This window comes from Kitasatospora sp. NPDC023385 (assembly GCF_055664045.1).
On sequence record NZ_JBVOOL010000010.1, the window covers coordinates 128297 to 143430 of the forward strand.

Below are 15134 nucleotides of genomic sequence, written 5' to 3' on the forward strand. Positions count from 1 at the left end.
CGATGGGGGCGGATGCCGATGGGCGGCCCCGGCGGTCCGTCTGCGACGGACCGAGGTCGCTCCCGGGGCGGAGGGGCCGTCCTTCGCGGCCCCGTCCATGTCTGCGCGTCTACCGCGACGGCGGCCGCGCAAACCGATCGGCCGCCGCCGGTTCGAACCCGTCCGTCACCGACGGTGGCGGCCGCCCGGTCGACGGGCCGACGGGACGGCGCGCGGCGCGGGGAGGAAGAGCCGGGCCAGCTCCCGGCCCAGGTTCACGCCGATGGCCAGGGCCATCGCCATCGCGCCGGCGCGTCCGATGCCGCTCAGCCCGATCTCGGGCCGGCCCCGGACGAAGGCGAGCATCCCGAAGTACAGCACCGACCCGGGCAGCAGCGGCCCGAGCGCCGCCGTGACGTGCGGCAGGGCGGAGCTCCCCCGGCAGCGCGCCATGAGCTGGCCGGACAGCCCCACCAGCCCGGCGGCCAGGCCGGTGGCCAGGATCGGCTCGGCGCCGGCGTTGGCCAGCACCCCGTACGTCGTCCAGCCGGCCGCGCTGTTCAGCATGACCGCGGGCAGCGTGCCCGGCTCGGTGTTCAGCAGCACCGCGAACGCCAGGGTGAGCAGCACCGCCGCGGTGAGCTGCAGCGGCGGGTTGACCGCCCCCGCCGGGGCGACCTGCGCCGCCAGGTCCGCGCCGTTGTTGACACCGACGTACAGCACCGTCATCACCCCGATCACCACGCCGGTCATCAGGTACAGCGCTTCGAGCAGGCGCGCGGCGGCGGTGAGGTAGAAGCCCGCCAGGCCGTCCTGGGCCGCCGCCACCATGGGCCAGCCCGGCAGCAGCGCGAACAGCCCGCCGGTGATCACCACCGATCCGCGCAGGTGCAGTCCGTTGAACGACAGCAGGATGCCGATCACGGCGGCCGGGGCCGCGGCCACCACGAACTGGTAGAAGGGCGGGAGGTCGTGGCGCGCCACCAGCGCCGAGAGCCGGTCGCCCGCCAGGGCCGCGACGACGGCGCTGGCGAACACCAGCCAGGCGCGGGCATCGGTGCGGCCGCCGACCAGCAGCGTCGCGGCCCCGGACAGCAGACCGCAGCAGAGCAGGACCACCCGGGCGGAGTAGCGGCGGCCGTGCCGGTGCACGGCCATCAGGCGGTCGTGGGCGTCGCGGACGGCGATCCCGCCCGCCGTGATCTCGGTGACCAGCCGGAAGACGGCGGCCAGCCGCGCGTAGTCGCCGGCCGGGCGGCGCACCGAGCACTCGGCGGTCAGCGGCGGCTCGGAGGAGCCCGGCTGGTACGAGATCGCCACCCGGGTGAAGGTGACCTGCGGGTCGCACGGGTGGACCCGGTAGGCCCTGGCGACGGCGAGCATGGCGGCCTCCACGTCCTCGGCCGCCTCGCCGCTGGCCAGCAGCAGCTCGCCCACCAGCAGCGCGAGCTCCAGGACGCGGGCCGGCTCGGCGGCTCCTGGCGGCTCCGCGCCCGCGGGGGCCGGTGCGAGCCGGCGGTCGGCCGTCGGCGTGCGCAGCAGCGGCAGCATCCGGTCGGGCCAGGGGGCCTCGGCGCCGGCGACGCCGCGGTGCGGCCGACCGTCGTCGGCGCGCTCTCCGGGTGCCGGGGCCTGGGGCGGCACCCGCTCGGACCGCGCCGCACGCCCGTCCGGGCCGGCGGGCATGCCGAGCTGATCGTGTTCCGACATCGCGACTCCCTGGTCCCACCCCCATCCACTCTTTGCAGCTGATCAACTACCCGGAGTGATGGTTCGGTGAACGCCCCGCAGCCTTGCGCACCCGTCCGAAACGGAGTGCGACAGGCCGTACACGCCCCATCCCTCCGTGCGTGCCGACCTCGGACGGACGGCCGCACCGGGGCCGGGGCGCCCACTCCCGAACCGGCCGGGGCTCCCGTTCTCCGAACCGGCCGGGGCGCTGGAGTGCGCCTACCATCCCGACCATGGCCAAGAACGACGAGGAGCAGGTCACCGACCTGATCCGGAACTGGGCCGCGGCGGTCCACGCGGGCGACCTCGACCGGGTCGTCGCCGACCACGCCGCGGACATCGTGATGTTCGACGTGCCCCCGCCGTACGAGGGCGTGCGCGGCCTCGACGCGTACCGGGCGACCTGGCCGCCGTTCTTCGAGTGGCAGGCACAGGGCGCCTCGTTCGAGATCGAGGAACTGGAGGTGACGGCCGGAGCGGACGTCGCCTTCGCGCACGCCCTGCTGCGCTGCGGCACCCCGCAGGACTTCGCCGACCGTCCGGCGCAGCGGCTGCGGCTGACCGTCGGACTACGCAAGGCGCATGGGCGCTGGCTGGTGACGCACGAGCACCACTCCTTCCCGGATCCCGGCGAGGCTTCGTAGCGGTCGGCGACCGGCCTTCCCGGGATTCGTGGCGCCGTCACCGGGTACACGCGGCCGCGCGACGACCTCGACGAGGAGTGTGCGCGATGACCATCCCGACTCCCCCGGATCCGGACACCCAGCCGATCCCCCACCCCTACCCCGCCCCAGGGCCCGGCGGGCCCGATCCGGCTCCCCCGCCGATCCCGCCGTTCCCGTCTCCCGAGCCGTTCCCGGATCCCGATCCGGCGCCGCCACCGGAGTCGCACCCCGGGCAGGCCTGAGCCCCGGCGCCCCCGAGCCGGCCAGGCGGGGCCGCCCGGTCCCGGTGGTCAGACCCGGTTGTCAGACCCGGGGGCCAGCAGGCTGTCCAGCTCGGCCTCGAAGAGCAGGGCGGGCTGGAAGCCCATGCCGGTGAAGTGCCCGGCGAGCTCCAGTGACAGGACGCCGTGCAGGCGGGTCCACAGGACCAGGAACCGGTGCAACACGGCGGAGGGGGCCGAGTGGTCGCCGGCCCAGTCCCGGCGGGTGTCCAGGTGGGCGGCGAAGGACGCCTCCGGGTCGCGAGCGTCGGTCGGGCCGCCCAGGTCGTCGGGGCTGCCTTGGGCTCGTGCCGCGCAGGCGTTCAGCAGGGTGCGCATGATCTCGTCGGCGATGGCGGTGGTGTCCCCGGGCGCGCGGTATCCGGGGACAGGGGTGCCGTAGACCAGGAAGTACCGCTGGGGGTCCGCCAGGGCCCAGCCCCGGAGGGCGCGGGCGAGGTCGGCGAGGCCGGCCCCCGCAGCCGCGGCCGCGGCGAGGGTGTCGGCGAGACTGCGGTACGCGTCCCGGACGAGTTCGGTGATCAGTTCGTCGCGGCCGGCGTAGTAGCGGTAGAGCGCGGGGCCGCTCAGGCCCATCCGCTTGGCGATCGCGTTGAGGGAGAGCGCGGAGGCACCCGCCGTGGCGATCTGCTCCCAGGCATGCTTCTTGACCTCTTCGCGCACCTGGGAGCGATAGCGCTCTCTCGGGGTGCCTCCGCCCGTCCTCGCCATGGTCTGCCCGCTTCCCCCTGCCCGTTTCCCGGGTCCGTATGACTACATGCCCACGCTTTCGTTAGAGGCTATCACCAACCCCCTTGACCGTCCGCGCCCTGGACATCACCTCGACCGTCCGGCAGCTGCGGCCCGGCTCCTGCATCCGCTGGACCGGCCCGGCCGTCGCCGAAGGGCTGCGCATCGACGGCGTCCATGTGTGGAACTTCACCGAGGTCGACGGCGGCGTCCTGGTCCGCACCGAGGAGACCCACACCGGCCCCAGGTCGACGCGAACGTGCCCGCCGCGACCGCGATCCTGTCGCCAGGGACTCGACGGCTGGCTGCACGACCTCAAGACCACAGCGGAAGCCCGCACCCAGCACCAGCCCAACTGACCCCGGCCCACGAGGCATGGAACCCGGCACCCCGGGCAGACGCCGCCCGGGGCGAACCCGCGCCCCGACGTCGAGAGGAGCGGCTGCCATGGGCACCGACGACAAGATGCGCAACATGGCCGAGAAGGCCGGCGGCAAGATCAAGGAAGCCGCCGGGAAGGCCACCGGTGACCGCACGGTCGAGGCGAAGGGCAAGGCCGACCAGGCGAAGAGCGACCTCAAGCAGGCCGGCGAGAAGATCAAGGACGTCGGCAAGGACTGACCGGACACCCGGCCGCCCTCCCCCGGGCGGCCACCGGGTGTCCGTGCTCCCGCCCCGCCCGGCCGAGGAGGCGAACCCCATGAGCGACCCACACGAGCCCGTGCCCAAGGACCCCCCGGTCCCCGTCGAGACCCCCGAGTCCCGGATGACCGGCGAGGGCGCGCCGCCACCCGAATCAGAAGAGGCCAAGGGCCGGCAGGACGGCCCGGAGTACGAGCCCACCGACCCGGCCTCCGAACCCTCACCGGACGAGCCGCCCGACTGAACGAAGCCCGGCGGACGCCCGGGATGCGTGGACACCGCCGGACCCTCCATGGGTCCGGCGGTGTCCACGCATCGGGAGCGCGTCCCAGGCGGCGCTTCGGGCCCTTCCGGCGCTCGGGGTGCGCACCCGGAGCCGGGGGCCGTAGAACGGAGGAAGCGAGCCGCCGTCGGCGGTCGGCGACAGGAGGTGGGATCGATGGGCATGCCCCTGGCGGCCGGCCATGTGCTCGTCCGGGTCGCCGCCGACCCGCAGGAGACGGCGGAGGCGGTGCTCGACGCGCTGGAAGCCGCCTTTCCGACGCACACCGGGCGCGGGCGGACCCGGATCGGCAACGTGTGGGAGGACCCGCCGACCCTGACCTCCGAAGGCACCCGGGTGGTGGCCGAACCCCGGCACGACGCCGTCACGCCCACCACGGCGCACGGCCCGTCGCACAGCCGCAGCCCGTCAGCGAGCCTCTCGCAGACCTTCGACGCACACCACGAGGCCGTACCGGGCCGGCCGATCGCCCTGCCCGGCGACCTCGGCGCGCAACTGCTGGGCGGCCCCGACGACGTCGAACGGGTGCTGCGCGCGCTCGTCGGCCTCTGCCCGACGCACGAGGTGCGCCGCGAGGAGCAGGGCCTTCAGCTGGCCGTACGGCTGCGGCTCGGACCTCGTGGGTAGGCAGGTCCGCAAGCCGGGTCCGCCCGGGCCACGGGCCCCGCCACGGACGGTCAGGACGGCGCCGGAGGGCATGACCATCCCACCGGGTCTGGCCCGGTGGCCGTTCGCGCGACCGCGGGTTTGCATGGACTGACCGAGCCCCAGCGATCCGGAGGTAACGCCGTGTACGAGATGTGGGCCGAGCACGATCCGGCGGTGTCCCCGCCCGCGGTGGTGTGGCACGTGGTGGCGAAGGACGACGCGACGTCCTCGCTGTGCGGGCGGTTCCTCGAACCGTCCCAGCGGGTCGTCCCGGCGGGGGACAGTATCGGCTCGGCGGGGCCGGACCGGTACTGCGATCCCTGCCTGGTCACCGTGCGCGACGCCTTGGCGGCCAGCGCGGGGTAACGGCCCGTTACCGCATGCGCTGCGGCGTCCGCTGCGGCCGTCGCTGACAGGCCTCGTCGACGGTTACGGCAGCGGCACGGCCAGCAGGCACGGGTGCATGTTGCCGAGGCCGGGGGCCTGCAGGACGGTGGCCACGCCGCCGGTGATCTCCACCCGGAGTCCGCCGTCCGCGCTCTCCCAGACGACACCCCCGCCGGGCCCCACGGCGTGCGTCTCGCGGACCACGACGACGGCCGGCGGCGCGTGCCCACCGACCGGGCCGGGGAGTGTCACCGCATAGCGGTGAACGAGGCTTGTCATGACTGCCTCCTTCTACCCCCACCCTGCGTGACCGATTCTCCTCCCCGCCCATCGGCTTTGTACACGGATGGCCCGCTTCCCCGGCGGGGCGACCGTGCGGCAGATGACTCCGGATGTGCGTCTGCCCAGGCCTGACACGGTCACACGTGCGGGGCACGGGCACTCGGACGCGGTCCGAAGGTGTACGAGGACCCGGCCCGGAGAGACGCAGAGAGTCAGGACTTCCGTCCGGGAGGCTTCCATGGACAGCACAGCGGTCGGCGTCGGATACCGGGTCGGCGACGCGGTCGGCCGGGTCGGCACGTCGGCCGGCTCGGCCGGATGAACGGCGGGAGGCCGGCCCGGCGTCCCGTGCCGCTCGGCAGCCGCCGTCCGCGGGTGGCACCGCGCCGGGCCGGGGCGGGGTCCGGGCCGGGGGCGGGCCGGGCGAGCCGGCCGTCGTCCGTGGAGCGGGTGCCCACCGGGCTGCGCACGGCGGCGGGCTACACCTGGCGGCTGGGCCTGCTCGGCGTCGGCGCCTACCTGGTGGTCGACGTCCTCACCCGGCTCGAACTGCTCGTCACCGCCCTGTTCGTGGCGCTGGTGATCACCTCGGTGCTGCGCCCGCTGGTCGACCTCCTGGCCCGCGCGATGCCCCGCTCGCTCGGTGTCCTGCTGGCCCTGCTCTGCACCATCGCGGTGGTCGGCGGGGTACTGACCCTGGTCGGTACCAACGTGGCGGCCGACTGGAGCCGGCTGAGCGACGAACTGCGCGGCGGCCTCGGCCGGATCGACCACTGGGCGACCGGCGCCCCCTTCCACCTGCGGCCAGGTACCGTCACCGATCTGCGGTCCAAGATCGGCGAGTTCGTGTCAGCACACCGCGCGGCACTGGTCAGCACAGCGCTCAGCGGCGCCGGCCGGGTCGTCGAACTGGTCACCGGACTGGCGCTCTCGGTGTTCTGCTCGGTGTTCTTCCTGCACTCCGGCGACCGGATGTGGCTCTGGGCGGAGTGGCAGCTCCCGGCCCGCAGCCGGACGGTCTGGGACCGGGCCGGGCGCGCCGCCTGGCGCACCTTCGCGGGCTACACCCGCGGGGTGCTGATCGTCGCGGCGACCAACGCCGTGCTGGTCGGGATCGCGCTGGCCGTCCTCCGGGTGCCGCTGGTCCTGCCGCTGATGGTGCTGGAGTTCGTGGCGGCCCTCGTCCCGCTGATCGGCTCCCCGATCGCGCTGGCCATCGCCTCCGTGGTCGCGCTGGCCGCCCGCGGCCCGGTGATCGCCCTTCTCGTACTCGCCCTGATCGTGATCATCGGGCAGATCGAGGGCCACCTGCTGCACCCGCTGGTGCTGGGCTGGTCCGTGCGGATCCACCCGGTGGTCATCGCCCTGTCGGTGGCCGGCGGCGCCGTCCTGGCGGGCATCCTGGGCGCGGTGGTCGCGGTGCCGGTGGTGTCGGTCGCCTGGGCCGTGCTCGGCGAGCTCCGTGACCTGCGGGACCACCGACCGCGTCGACGCTCACCGGGGGGTGCCCCTGCGGTGGGCGATCAGCCGCGCGGCCGAAAGGACCAGCGTCGGCGCCCAGACCAGGCTGAAGGCGGCCAGCGCGGCGGGTGAATGCGCGTCGGCGCTCACCAGCAACAGGCCCGCCGACACCGCCAGCAGCACCGACAGCACGGAGACCGGCAGGCGGAGCAGCACGCGGACCACGGCCCGCGTCACGCGGCCCCCCATCCGAGCGGGCCCCTCGCGCATGGTGCGCAGCGCCCGGTCGAGCCGGCCGTCCGCCCGCAGGTCGTCCTCGATCTCCGCCAGGATCCGCTGCTCCCGGCGCGAAAGCCCCGGCCCGTCCATCGCTGTCACCTCCGCTCCCCCGGTGCGCGGCTGCCCACACGGGCCCGGGCCCAACCGCAGGGCAGGGCGGTACGAGGGAGGACGGTAGGAGGGAGGGCGGTAGGAGGGAGGGCGGTAGGAGGGAGGACCCCGCCGTACGGGAGGCGGGATGGTCCGGGCGGGGGCGGCCTGGCAGGATGCCGATGATCGACTTCAGCGACATTCCGTACGACCGAAGGGCCCACCGTGACCACCCCCAGCAGCAGCGTCGTCGAGCGGGCGGACGACCGGAACCGGTACGAGATCCTGGTGGACGGCAAGCTCGCCGGCTTCACCGAGTATCGGGACCACGCGGAGCAGCGCGTCTTCTTCCACACCGAGATCGACGACGCCTTCGCCGGCCAGGGCCTCGCCTCGCGCCTCGTCCAGGAGGCGCTGACCGACGTTCGCGCGACCGGGAAGCGGATCGTGCCGATCTGCCCGTACGTGGCCAAGTTCCTCCTGAAGCACGAGGAGTTCGAGGACGTCACCGACCCCGTGACCCCCGAGGTCAAGGCCTGGCTGCGCACCCAGCTGTACTGACCGGACGCGGCCCGAAGAGCGTTGAAGCGCGCGCCGGCCGCGCCCCGAAGCGCCCCGCCGAGCGAGTGCTCGACGGGGCGCGGCCGGGTGCCAGGGCCGGTGCGTCACATGTTGATCATGTGCCCGGCGAGGCCGTGGATGGCCTCCTTGACCGCCTCGCCCAGGGTCGGGTGGGCGTGCACGTTGCGGGCGACCTCGTGGACGGTCAGGTCCCACTGCTGGGCCAGCGTCAGCTCGGGCAGCAGCTCGGTGACCTCCGGGCCGATCAGGTGGGCGCCGAGCAGCTCGCCGTGCTCGTTGTCGCTGATCACCTTGACGAAGCCGATCGGGTGGCCGAGCCCGTGCGCCTTGCCGTTGGCGGTGAACGGGAACTTGGCGACCTTGACGTCGTAGCCCAGGTCGCGGGCCTGCGCCTCGGTGTAGCCGAAGGACGCGATCTGCGGCTGGCAGTAGGTGGCGCGCGGGATCATGGCGAAGTCGACCTCCATGGTCTCCGCCCCGGCGATGGTCTCGGCGGCGATCACGGCCATCGCCTCGGCGGCGTGCGCGAGCATCAGCTTGGCGGTCACGTCGCCGATCGCGAAGATGTGCTCGGCGCTGGTGCGGCCGCGGCCGTCCACCGCGATGGCGTTGCGGTCGGTCAGCTTGACCCCGGCGTTCTCCAGGCCGTAGCCGTTGACGCGCGGTGCGAAGCCGATCGCCTGGAGCACCTTGTCGGCCTCCAGCACCTTCTGCTCGCCGTCCTTGGTGACGGTGACGCGCACCTTGGCGTTCGGGTCGCTGTCATCGATCGACTCCACCCGGGTGGACGTCAGCACCTCGATGCCCAACTTGCGGTACTGCTTCGCGAGTTCGGTGGAGACCTCGACATCCTCCAGCGGCACCATCCGGTCCAGGAACTCGACGATGGTGACCTTCACGCCGTAGTTGTGCAGCACGTACGCGAACTCGACGCCGATCGCGCCGGCGCCCGCGATGATGATGCTCTCCGGCAGCTCCTCGGTGAGGATCTGCTCCTCGTAGGTGACCACGCGGTCGCTCAGGCTGGTGCCGGGCAGCAGACGGGTGGTGGCGCCGGCGGCGATGATGCAGTGGTCGAACGTGACGACCTCGAAACCACCGCCGCTGAGCGCGACCTGCAGGGTGTGGTCGTCGACGAAGGTGCCCCAGCCGTCGTACTCGGTGATGCCGTTCTTCTTCATCAGGTAGTGGACGCCCTTGACCCGGCCGTCGGCCACCGCACGGCTGCGGCGGAACGCCTCGCCGAAGTCGAACGTCACCTTGCCCTCGACCTTGATGCCGAAGGTCTTGGCCTCCTTGGTGAAGATGTGGGCCAGCTCGGCGTTGCGCAGCAGGGCCTTGGAGGGGATGCAGCCGACGTTCAGGCAGACGCCGCCCCAGTACTTGGCCTCGATGACGGCGGTCTTCAGGCCCAGCTGCGTTGCACGGACGGCGGCGGTGTAGCCGCCGGGGCCCGCGCCGAGGACGACGACGTCGTAGTGCGTGCTCATCTTGCTGACTCCTCCGAGGGTGTCACGGTCTCGTGATCTCGGTCCCATGGTGGCAGGACCGTGCCCGGCGCACCCACCGGGTCTCGGCGGATGTGCTCCGCGCGGCACCGTACAGGCACCGAGGCGGATCGACGTCAGTGGCCCCTGCTACGGCGACCGCCACGGCGACCGCGCTGGCGGCTACCAGGGGCGATGGCGGAGGGGAGGAAGCGCATGGCGATGTCGCGTACGGCGGGTGGGGCGGCGGGTACGGCAGTCACGGTGGGCCTGGCGGGCCTGGTGCCCCGGGTGGGCCCGCCGCCCGAGGACGGCAGCGGGCCCACCCGGGCGTCAGGCCGTCACCCCGTGGGCGTGGCCGCCGACCCCGACGCCGATACCGGAGCCGCTCGGGGCCGCCGTGGCCGGCGCCTTCTCGGCCGGCGTCTTGTCGGCCGGGCGCTGAGCCGGTACGGGCCGCTGCAGTGAGGACAGGTCCCAGGCGTAGGTGCCGACGGCGTGGGCGATCACGTCGATGTTCACGTCGAAGGCCGCCATGTCGAGGTTGCCCAGGTCGTCGCAGGCCTTGTGGTAGCAGGCGTCGAAGGCGGTGCCCGCCGTGCCGCCGTAACGTGCCGCCTGATCCGGGGACTTGATCACCTCGGCGCCGGTGTCGGTGCCGCCGGCCGGGATGCCCGCGTCGATGAACGGTCCGTAGTCGGAGCGGCCGTTGAAGGCGGACGGGTCGTGCGGCAGGCGGCGGCCGTCCAGGTAGCCGGTGATGTCCTGTTCGATCTGCGCCGATCCCTCCGGGCCCGCGCCGCCGCCGGTGCTGCCGGAGCCGTTGTAGACGAACTGCGCGTAGTTGGGGGATGCGATCATGTCGAAGTTGAGGTAAAGCCGGACCTTCTTCCGGTCCGTCTCGGACAGTGAGTCGACGTACGCCTCGGAGCCCTTGAGGCCGAACTCCTCGGCGGACCACCAGGCGAACCTGACCTTGTTCTTCACCGGATGGACGCTGAGGTTCCGTGCGACTTCGAGGATGCCGGCGCTGCCGGAGCCGTTGTCGTTGATGCCCGGCCCGGCCGGGACGGAGTCGAGGTGCGCACCGACCATCACGGTGTTCGCCGGGTCGCCGCCGCGGGTCTCGGCGATGACGTTCCAGGTCTTGCGCGGCTCCATCACGGTACGGATGTCGAGGGTCACCCTGACGGGCCCGGCGGCGGCTTCGGCGGCCAGGGCCTCACCGGCAGCCGCGGTGATCCCGCCGGTCGGCACCTTGCCGGCCGTCGGATCCCCCAGGGTGCCGTTGAGGTCGCCGTCGGTGTTGTTGTAGATGATCGCCCCGGCCGCGCCCGCGGCCCCGGCGGCGGCCTGCTTCTGGGCGAAACTGCACCCGCCGCGCCGGATCAGCGCGATCCGGCCGGTGAACGCGCCCGCCGGGAAGTCGGTGGGCGCGCAGCCGGTGGCGGCGCTGACCGGAGCGACCGCCAACTCGGCCGTCAGGCCCCCGTCCGGGCCGCTCACCGAGTACGTCATGGCGATCACCGGCACCGACTCGGCCTTCGGGGACACCACGTCGAGGCGCTGCGCACGGGCGCCGAAGAAGACGTACTCGAACTCCTGCTTCGACACCTTGAGGCCGGCCCGCCGCGCCTGCTCGTAGACGTACTGCGCGGACTGGTCGTGCCCCTTCGAACCGGCCACCCGGGTACCGCCGTTGCGGTCGGCGATCCGCTGCAGCGCGGCCAGCGTGTCGTGCGCGTCGCCGGCGTCGGCGGCCGCGACCAGCCAGGCGGCCAGCCTGGCACCCTTGCGCGCCGGATCCGGGTCCGCGGCGGCGCTCCCGGCACCGGCCAGCAGCAGCGGGGCGGCCAGGGCAGCCACGGTCAGTGCGGCGCCCGCGCGGCGCCGGGTGGCGGCGGTGCGCGGGCGCGCTGTCGGGGTCGAGCGGTCGTCCGAGGGGGAGCGGTCAAGCGGGGACGAACGGTCGGGCGGGGAGGTCGATCGACGGGTGCGCAGCTTCAAGGCGACTCCTTCCGACGGGCCGTGAACTCCCGATTTGACAGGAGCGGAATCGCGTTGCCAAGCCCGCCGCGCGCCCTGCGGGATGCGCGCCGGGGGATGCGCGGTGATATTGGAGGAGTGGGGCCGTCTCATCCAGGAGTGTGACCACATGTCCATGATGGATAAGCTCAAGAACCTGCTGAAGGGCCATGAGGAGCAGGCCGACAAGGCCGTCGACAAGGCGGGCGACACCGTCGACGAACGCACCCAGAGCAAGTACAGCGGCCAGGTGGACACTGCCCAGGAGCAGCTGAAGAACCAGTTCCGCGACCAGCAGCCGCCGCAGTAGGCCGGTCCTTCCGGCGGCGGGCTACGGCCCGCTCCGCGTCCACCGCCCCGGTCCGGCCGTTCGGCCGGGCCGGGGTTCAGCCGTCGAGCTGCTCGGGGTGTGCGCTCCCCGCGTCATCGCTCCCGTCGACGCCGTCGTTTTCGGCGACCGTGCTGTCGAAGGCGCCGCAGTGCTCGCACGGTTGCGGCCCCGGCCGCTCGCGCAGCCGTCCGCACTCCGGGCACACCCGGTCCAGCCAGCAGACCGACTCGCCGCCTTCGTCCATGCTCCCGATTCTGCCCGGGCATCCTCGTCGGGGCGAGAAGTAGACACTGTCTACGGAACGCTGGTAGACAGTGTCCATGACCGACCACGACAGAGACCTCCGGGCCCGACTCGTGGCCGCCGGCGTCGAGCTGGTGGCCACGGGCGGTGTCCAGGCGCTCGGGCTGCGCGAAATCGCCCGCCACGCCGGGGTCTCGCACGGAGCGCCCCGCCGCTACTTCCCCACCCACCGCGAGCTGCTCGGCGCCATCGCGCAGCAGGGCTTCGGGCGCCTCACCGACACGCTGGCCGGCGCCGACGCCCTCGCCGCCACCACGGGAGCCGACGCCCGCACCCGCCTCGACGCGCTCGCCCGCGCCTACCTCGGCTTCGCGACCGCCAACCCCGGCATGTTCGAGCTGATGTTCCGTCACGACCTGCTGGAAGGCAGCGGTGTCGAGCTGCGCCGGACCACACTGCCGCTCTTCCTGACCCTCGTCGGACTGGTCGCCGAGGTGCACCCGCAGTCGGACGATCCGGCCACCGCGACCGCCGCCCTCTGGTCCAACCTGCACGGCCTCGCCCAGCTGCGCGCCCGGGGCAGCCTGCGGCTCGTCACCGGCAGTCAGGACGTCGAGCCGCTACTGCGCGCCGCCCTGGACGCCCACCTCGGCCCGGCCGCACGGTGACGTCGGGGCGCCAAACCGGCCGGCCGCCCTCGACGGCGCTGCGCTGACCGTCGCCCGGCCGTCCTCCACCGTGCTGGCCGTGGCTTGTCCTCGAGCGCGACCTGCATCATCGCGACCGCGAGCGGTGCCGCCCGCGGGGCGCTCGCCACCTGGGGCGCGCTGCTCACCGCCCGGCTCGGGCCGGGGGCAGGCACGGCTGCGATCGCGACCTGCTTCCTCCTGCTCGGCGGCGGCTACGGCGCGGTGACGGCCACGGTCACCGCGGCGGCGCGGGAGTCCGTCACACGCCCGTGACGCCGTCGGTGCACTCGCGGAGCAGGTCGGCGTGGCCGTTGTGCCGGGCGTACTCCTCGATCAGGTGCACCAGGATCCAGCGCAGCGAGACCGTCTCCGAGCCGACCACCGCCGCGGCCTGCTCGGAGAGCGGACCGGCCGCGTCCAGGGACGCCCCGGCGGTCAGCTCCCGCCCCAGCTCGACCTCCGCCTGCCAGCGGGCCAGCGCCTCGACCAGCCCGTGCGCCGGGTCCAGCCGGTAGCCGTCCGCGTTGTCCGCGCCGTACACCGGCGGGACGTCCCGGCCGGCGAACACCCGCTGGTACCAGGTGCGTTCGACCTCGGCCAGGTGCTGCACCAGGCCGAGCAGAGTCATCGTCGACGGAGGCACGGCGGCCCGTCGTACCTGCCGATCGTCCAGACCGGTGACCTTGCCGGCGAGGGTGGCCCGCTGGAACTCCAACCAGCTTTCCAGCGTGGCGCGTTCGTCGGCATGCGGAGGCGGGATGGACCGCCCGTCCGGAGTGAGTGCCATGCCCGCCACTCTGGCACAGCCGACGGGATTCGCCGCGCGCAGGCCTCCGCCTCGTCCTCGGCGGCGAGTTGGGGCACCGACCGGGCCGCCGCCCCCGTTCACTCGACCCGCCGAAGCGCCCGGGCCCCGCCGACCGCGACGGGTGCCGACGCCGATGCTTTCTGACGCCGCACGAGGACCGACAGCAGGACGAGCTGCACCACCGCCCCCGCCGCCGGTCCGAGCCAGACGCCCGGCACCCCCAGCGGCCCGGACAGGACCGCCGACGTGGCGAGTTGGGCGCCGAGGCCGAACAGGACGGAAACCACCAGCGGGCGGGCCGCGCCCGCAGCCTGGTGGACCCCGCCGATGGCCACCACCAGGGCATACGGGAGCAGGTAGAGCGCCGCCATCCGCAGGAAGCCCACGGACTGCGCGGCCACCGCCCGGTCGTCGGTGAAGAGCGCGGTCAGCGGGACGGCGAGCGCCACGGACAGCAACGCGGCCACCGAGCCGAGACCGGTGGCGAGGCGTCCGGTGGCGCGGTGCAGGGTGCGCAACGCGGCGGTCTCCCCCGCGCCCGTGAGACGGGCCGCCTCGATCGCGGCGGCCTGGCGCAGCGCGTAGAAGGACATGGTGACGACGAGCAGGACGCGGTAACCGACCCCGTACCCGGCCACCGCCGCGACGCCGAAGCCCGCGACGAGCCCGAGTTGGGCCGTACCGACGGCCATCCGGGCGGTGAAGTCCAGGCCGAACGGCGCTCCGGCGCGCACGATCCGCATCGCGGCGCTGCCCGCGCCCCCGGGGCCGCCGCCCGTCGGCTGGTGCGGCCGCCCGTGCCCTCGCGTCCGCAGCCGTCGCCGTAGACGTAGCGTGACGGCGAAGGCGATCGCCCGCGAGGCCGCCAGGGCCAGTGCGGCGCCCGGGACACCGAGGGCGGGCAGCGGCCCGGGGCCGAGGACGAGCAGGGGGTCGAGGAGGAGCAGCAGCGCGCTGGACAATAGGGCGATTCGCATCGGGGTACGGGTGTCGCCCGCGCCCTTGAACAGTTCGTCGGCGATGCGCTGACCGAAGAACAGTGCGAAGGCCGGGAAGGCGACGGTGAAGTACTCGGCGGCTCGGGCGGCGGCTTCGCCGTCCAGGAAGGCACCCGCCAGCCGGTCACGCAGCAGGAAGCCGGGCACCGTGAGCGCGAGGCTTCCCACGGCGCAGAGCCGCCAGGCCGCGCGGGTGGTGCGGGCGGCCTCGGCGGGGTCGCCCGCACCGAGGGCGCGGGAGAGCCGGACGCTGGTGCCGGAGCCGACCACCAGGACGAGCCCGAGCAGCAGGTTCTCGACGGTGCCTGCCAACATGACGGCGGCGACCGCCGCCCCGCCGAGGCCGGCCACCCAGAGCGTGCCGACCACCGAGGCGATCACCCCCGACAGCAGTTCCGCGTAAACGGGTACGGCCAGTGCCGTGAGCCGGTGCAGTTGCCCGCGCATGGTTCCCCCCCTGTTTCGGTCGCCCGCCGCCGTCGGCGGGGCCACCGGTCGATCCCGGAGGACAGCC

20 protein-coding genes are annotated in these 15134 nt (G+C 73.8%); 11 read left to right on the forward strand and 9 right to left on the reverse strand.

The window, feature by feature from the left end; translation table 11 throughout:
• Nucleotides 1-165: 165 nt before the first annotated feature.
• Nucleotides 166-1689: a threonine/serine exporter family protein gene (locus AC0B61_RS17895; protein WP_471741627.1), complete on the reverse strand. Its 1524-nt coding sequence runs from the start codon at nucleotides 1687-1689 to the stop codon at nucleotides 166-168.
• A 254-nt stretch (nucleotides 1690-1943) separates the two neighbouring features.
• Between AC0B61_RS17895 and AC0B61_RS17900 the strand changes: the two genes are divergently transcribed.
• Entirely contained in the window at nucleotides 1944-2354 is a 411-nt protein-coding gene (locus tag AC0B61_RS17900) for a nuclear transport factor 2 family protein (protein WP_471741628.1), read from the forward strand.
• A 311-nt stretch (nucleotides 2355-2665) separates the two neighbouring features.
• Here the strand turns inward: AC0B61_RS17900 and AC0B61_RS17905 are convergent, their stop codons facing one another.
• Nucleotides 2666-3367, reverse strand: coding sequence for a TetR/AcrR family transcriptional regulator (locus tag AC0B61_RS17905; RefSeq protein ID WP_471741629.1), 702 nt, complete (start codon nucleotides 3365-3367; stop codon nucleotides 2666-2668).
• A gap of 83 nt (nucleotides 3368-3450) precedes the next feature.
• Here AC0B61_RS17905 and AC0B61_RS17910 point away from each other — a divergent pair, with 83 nt between their 5' ends.
• The 5 genes from AC0B61_RS17910 (at nucleotide 3451) to AC0B61_RS17930 (ending at nucleotide 5324) form a co-directional block, all read left to right on the forward strand.
• Nucleotides 3451-3744 carry an SRPBCC family protein gene (locus tag AC0B61_RS17910; RefSeq protein WP_471741630.1) on the forward strand — a complete coding sequence of 98 codons (294 nt, stop codon included), beginning with the start codon at nucleotides 3451-3453 and terminating at the stop codon, nucleotides 3742-3744.
• Nucleotides 3745-3832: 88 nt separating this feature from the next.
• The gene (locus AC0B61_RS17915; protein WP_471741631.1) at nucleotides 3833-4006 is read left to right on the forward strand and encodes a CsbD family protein; all 174 of its coding nucleotides are present in this window, start codon (nucleotides 3833-3835) and stop codon (nucleotides 4004-4006) included.
• 79 nt (nucleotides 4007-4085) lie between these two features.
• Nucleotides 4086-4271, forward strand: coding sequence for a hypothetical protein (locus tag AC0B61_RS17920; protein WP_471741632.1), 186 nt, complete (start codon nucleotides 4086-4088; stop codon nucleotides 4269-4271).
• A 195-nt stretch (nucleotides 4272-4466) separates the two neighbouring features.
• On the forward strand, nucleotides 4467-4937 hold the full coding sequence (locus tag AC0B61_RS17925) for a hypothetical protein (RefSeq protein WP_471741633.1): 471 nt from the start codon (nucleotides 4467-4469) through the stop codon (nucleotides 4935-4937).
• Nucleotides 4938-5099: 162 nt separating this feature from the next.
• A complete protein-coding gene (locus AC0B61_RS17930; RefSeq protein ID WP_471741634.1) occupies nucleotides 5100-5324 on the forward strand; it encodes a hypothetical protein in 225 nt (74 codons plus the stop codon).
• A 63-nt stretch (nucleotides 5325-5387) separates the two neighbouring features.
• Here the strand turns inward: AC0B61_RS17930 and AC0B61_RS17935 are convergent, their stop codons facing one another.
• A complete protein-coding gene (locus AC0B61_RS17935) occupies nucleotides 5388-5624 on the reverse strand; it encodes a DUF6296 family protein (RefSeq protein WP_471741635.1) in 237 nt (78 codons plus the stop codon).
• 453 nt (nucleotides 5625-6077) lie between these two features.
• Between AC0B61_RS17935 and AC0B61_RS17940 the strand changes: the two genes are divergently transcribed.
• The gene (locus AC0B61_RS17940) at nucleotides 6078-7220 is read left to right on the forward strand and encodes an AI-2E family transporter (protein ID WP_471741636.1); all 1143 of its coding nucleotides are present in this window, start codon (nucleotides 6078-6080) and stop codon (nucleotides 7218-7220) included.
• On the opposite strand, the gene AC0B61_RS17945 is transcribed toward AC0B61_RS17940, so the two are convergent.
• Nucleotides 7122-7466, reverse strand: coding sequence for a DUF3040 domain-containing protein (locus tag AC0B61_RS17945; RefSeq protein ID WP_471741637.1), 345 nt, complete (start codon nucleotides 7464-7466; stop codon nucleotides 7122-7124). The two genes, AC0B61_RS17940 and AC0B61_RS17945, sit on opposite strands and share 99 nt — an antisense overlap.
• A 216-nt stretch (nucleotides 7467-7682) precedes the next feature.
• Here AC0B61_RS17945 and AC0B61_RS17950 point away from each other — a divergent pair, with 216 nt between their 5' ends.
• Nucleotides 7683-8018: a GNAT family N-acetyltransferase gene (locus AC0B61_RS17950; protein WP_471741638.1), complete on the forward strand. Its 336-nt coding sequence runs from the start codon at nucleotides 7683-7685 to the stop codon at nucleotides 8016-8018.
• A gap of 104 nt (nucleotides 8019-8122) precedes the next feature.
• Here AC0B61_RS17950 and lpdA read toward each other — a convergent pair whose 3' ends face one another.
• On the reverse strand, nucleotides 8123-9529 hold the full coding sequence (gene lpdA, locus AC0B61_RS17955; RefSeq protein WP_471741639.1) for a dihydrolipoyl dehydrogenase: 1407 nt from the start codon (nucleotides 9527-9529) through the stop codon (nucleotides 8123-8125).
• A gap of 330 nt (nucleotides 9530-9859) precedes the next feature.
• Nucleotides 9860-11398: a M28 family metallopeptidase gene (locus AC0B61_RS17960; RefSeq protein ID WP_471741753.1), complete on the reverse strand. Its 1539-nt coding sequence runs from the start codon at nucleotides 11396-11398 to the stop codon at nucleotides 9860-9862.
• 283 nt (nucleotides 11399-11681) lie between these two features.
• On the opposite strand from AC0B61_RS17960, the gene AC0B61_RS17965 reads away from it, so the two are divergent.
• Nucleotides 11682-11861 (forward strand): antitoxin, encoded by a 180-nt coding sequence (locus AC0B61_RS17965; protein ID WP_471741640.1) that lies wholly within the window; start codon nucleotides 11682-11684, stop codon nucleotides 11859-11861.
• A gap of 76 nt (nucleotides 11862-11937) precedes the next feature.
• Here the strand turns inward: AC0B61_RS17965 and AC0B61_RS17970 are convergent, their stop codons facing one another.
• Nucleotides 11938-12126, reverse strand: a complete 189-nt coding sequence (locus tag AC0B61_RS17970; protein WP_471741641.1) for a hypothetical protein — start codon at nucleotides 12124-12126, stop codon at nucleotides 11938-11940.
• A 76-nt stretch (nucleotides 12127-12202) separates the two neighbouring features.
• Here AC0B61_RS17970 and AC0B61_RS17975 point away from each other — a divergent pair, with 76 nt between their 5' ends.
• Both AC0B61_RS17975 and AC0B61_RS17980 read left to right on the forward strand, forming a co-directional pair.
• On the forward strand, nucleotides 12203-12793 hold the full coding sequence (locus tag AC0B61_RS17975) for a TetR/AcrR family transcriptional regulator (RefSeq protein ID WP_471741642.1): 591 nt from the start codon (nucleotides 12203-12205) through the stop codon (nucleotides 12791-12793).
• 84 nt (nucleotides 12794-12877) lie between these two features.
• Nucleotides 12878-13087, forward strand: coding sequence for a hypothetical protein (locus AC0B61_RS17980; RefSeq protein ID WP_471741643.1), 210 nt, complete (start codon nucleotides 12878-12880; stop codon nucleotides 13085-13087).
• Here AC0B61_RS17980 and AC0B61_RS17985 read toward each other — a convergent pair.
• Together AC0B61_RS17985 and AC0B61_RS17990 are read right to left on the reverse strand one after the other, a co-directional pair.
• Nucleotides 13074-13601, reverse strand: a complete 528-nt coding sequence (locus AC0B61_RS17985; protein WP_471741644.1) for a DinB family protein — start codon at nucleotides 13599-13601, stop codon at nucleotides 13074-13076. The two genes, AC0B61_RS17980 and AC0B61_RS17985, sit on opposite strands and share 14 nt — an antisense overlap.
• Before the next feature lie 98 nt (nucleotides 13602-13699).
• Complete coding sequence (locus AC0B61_RS17990) at nucleotides 13700-15067, reverse strand: MATE family efflux transporter (RefSeq protein WP_471741645.1); 1368 nt, start codon at nucleotides 15065-15067, stop codon at nucleotides 13700-13702.
• Nucleotides 15068-15134: the final 67 nt, after the last annotated feature.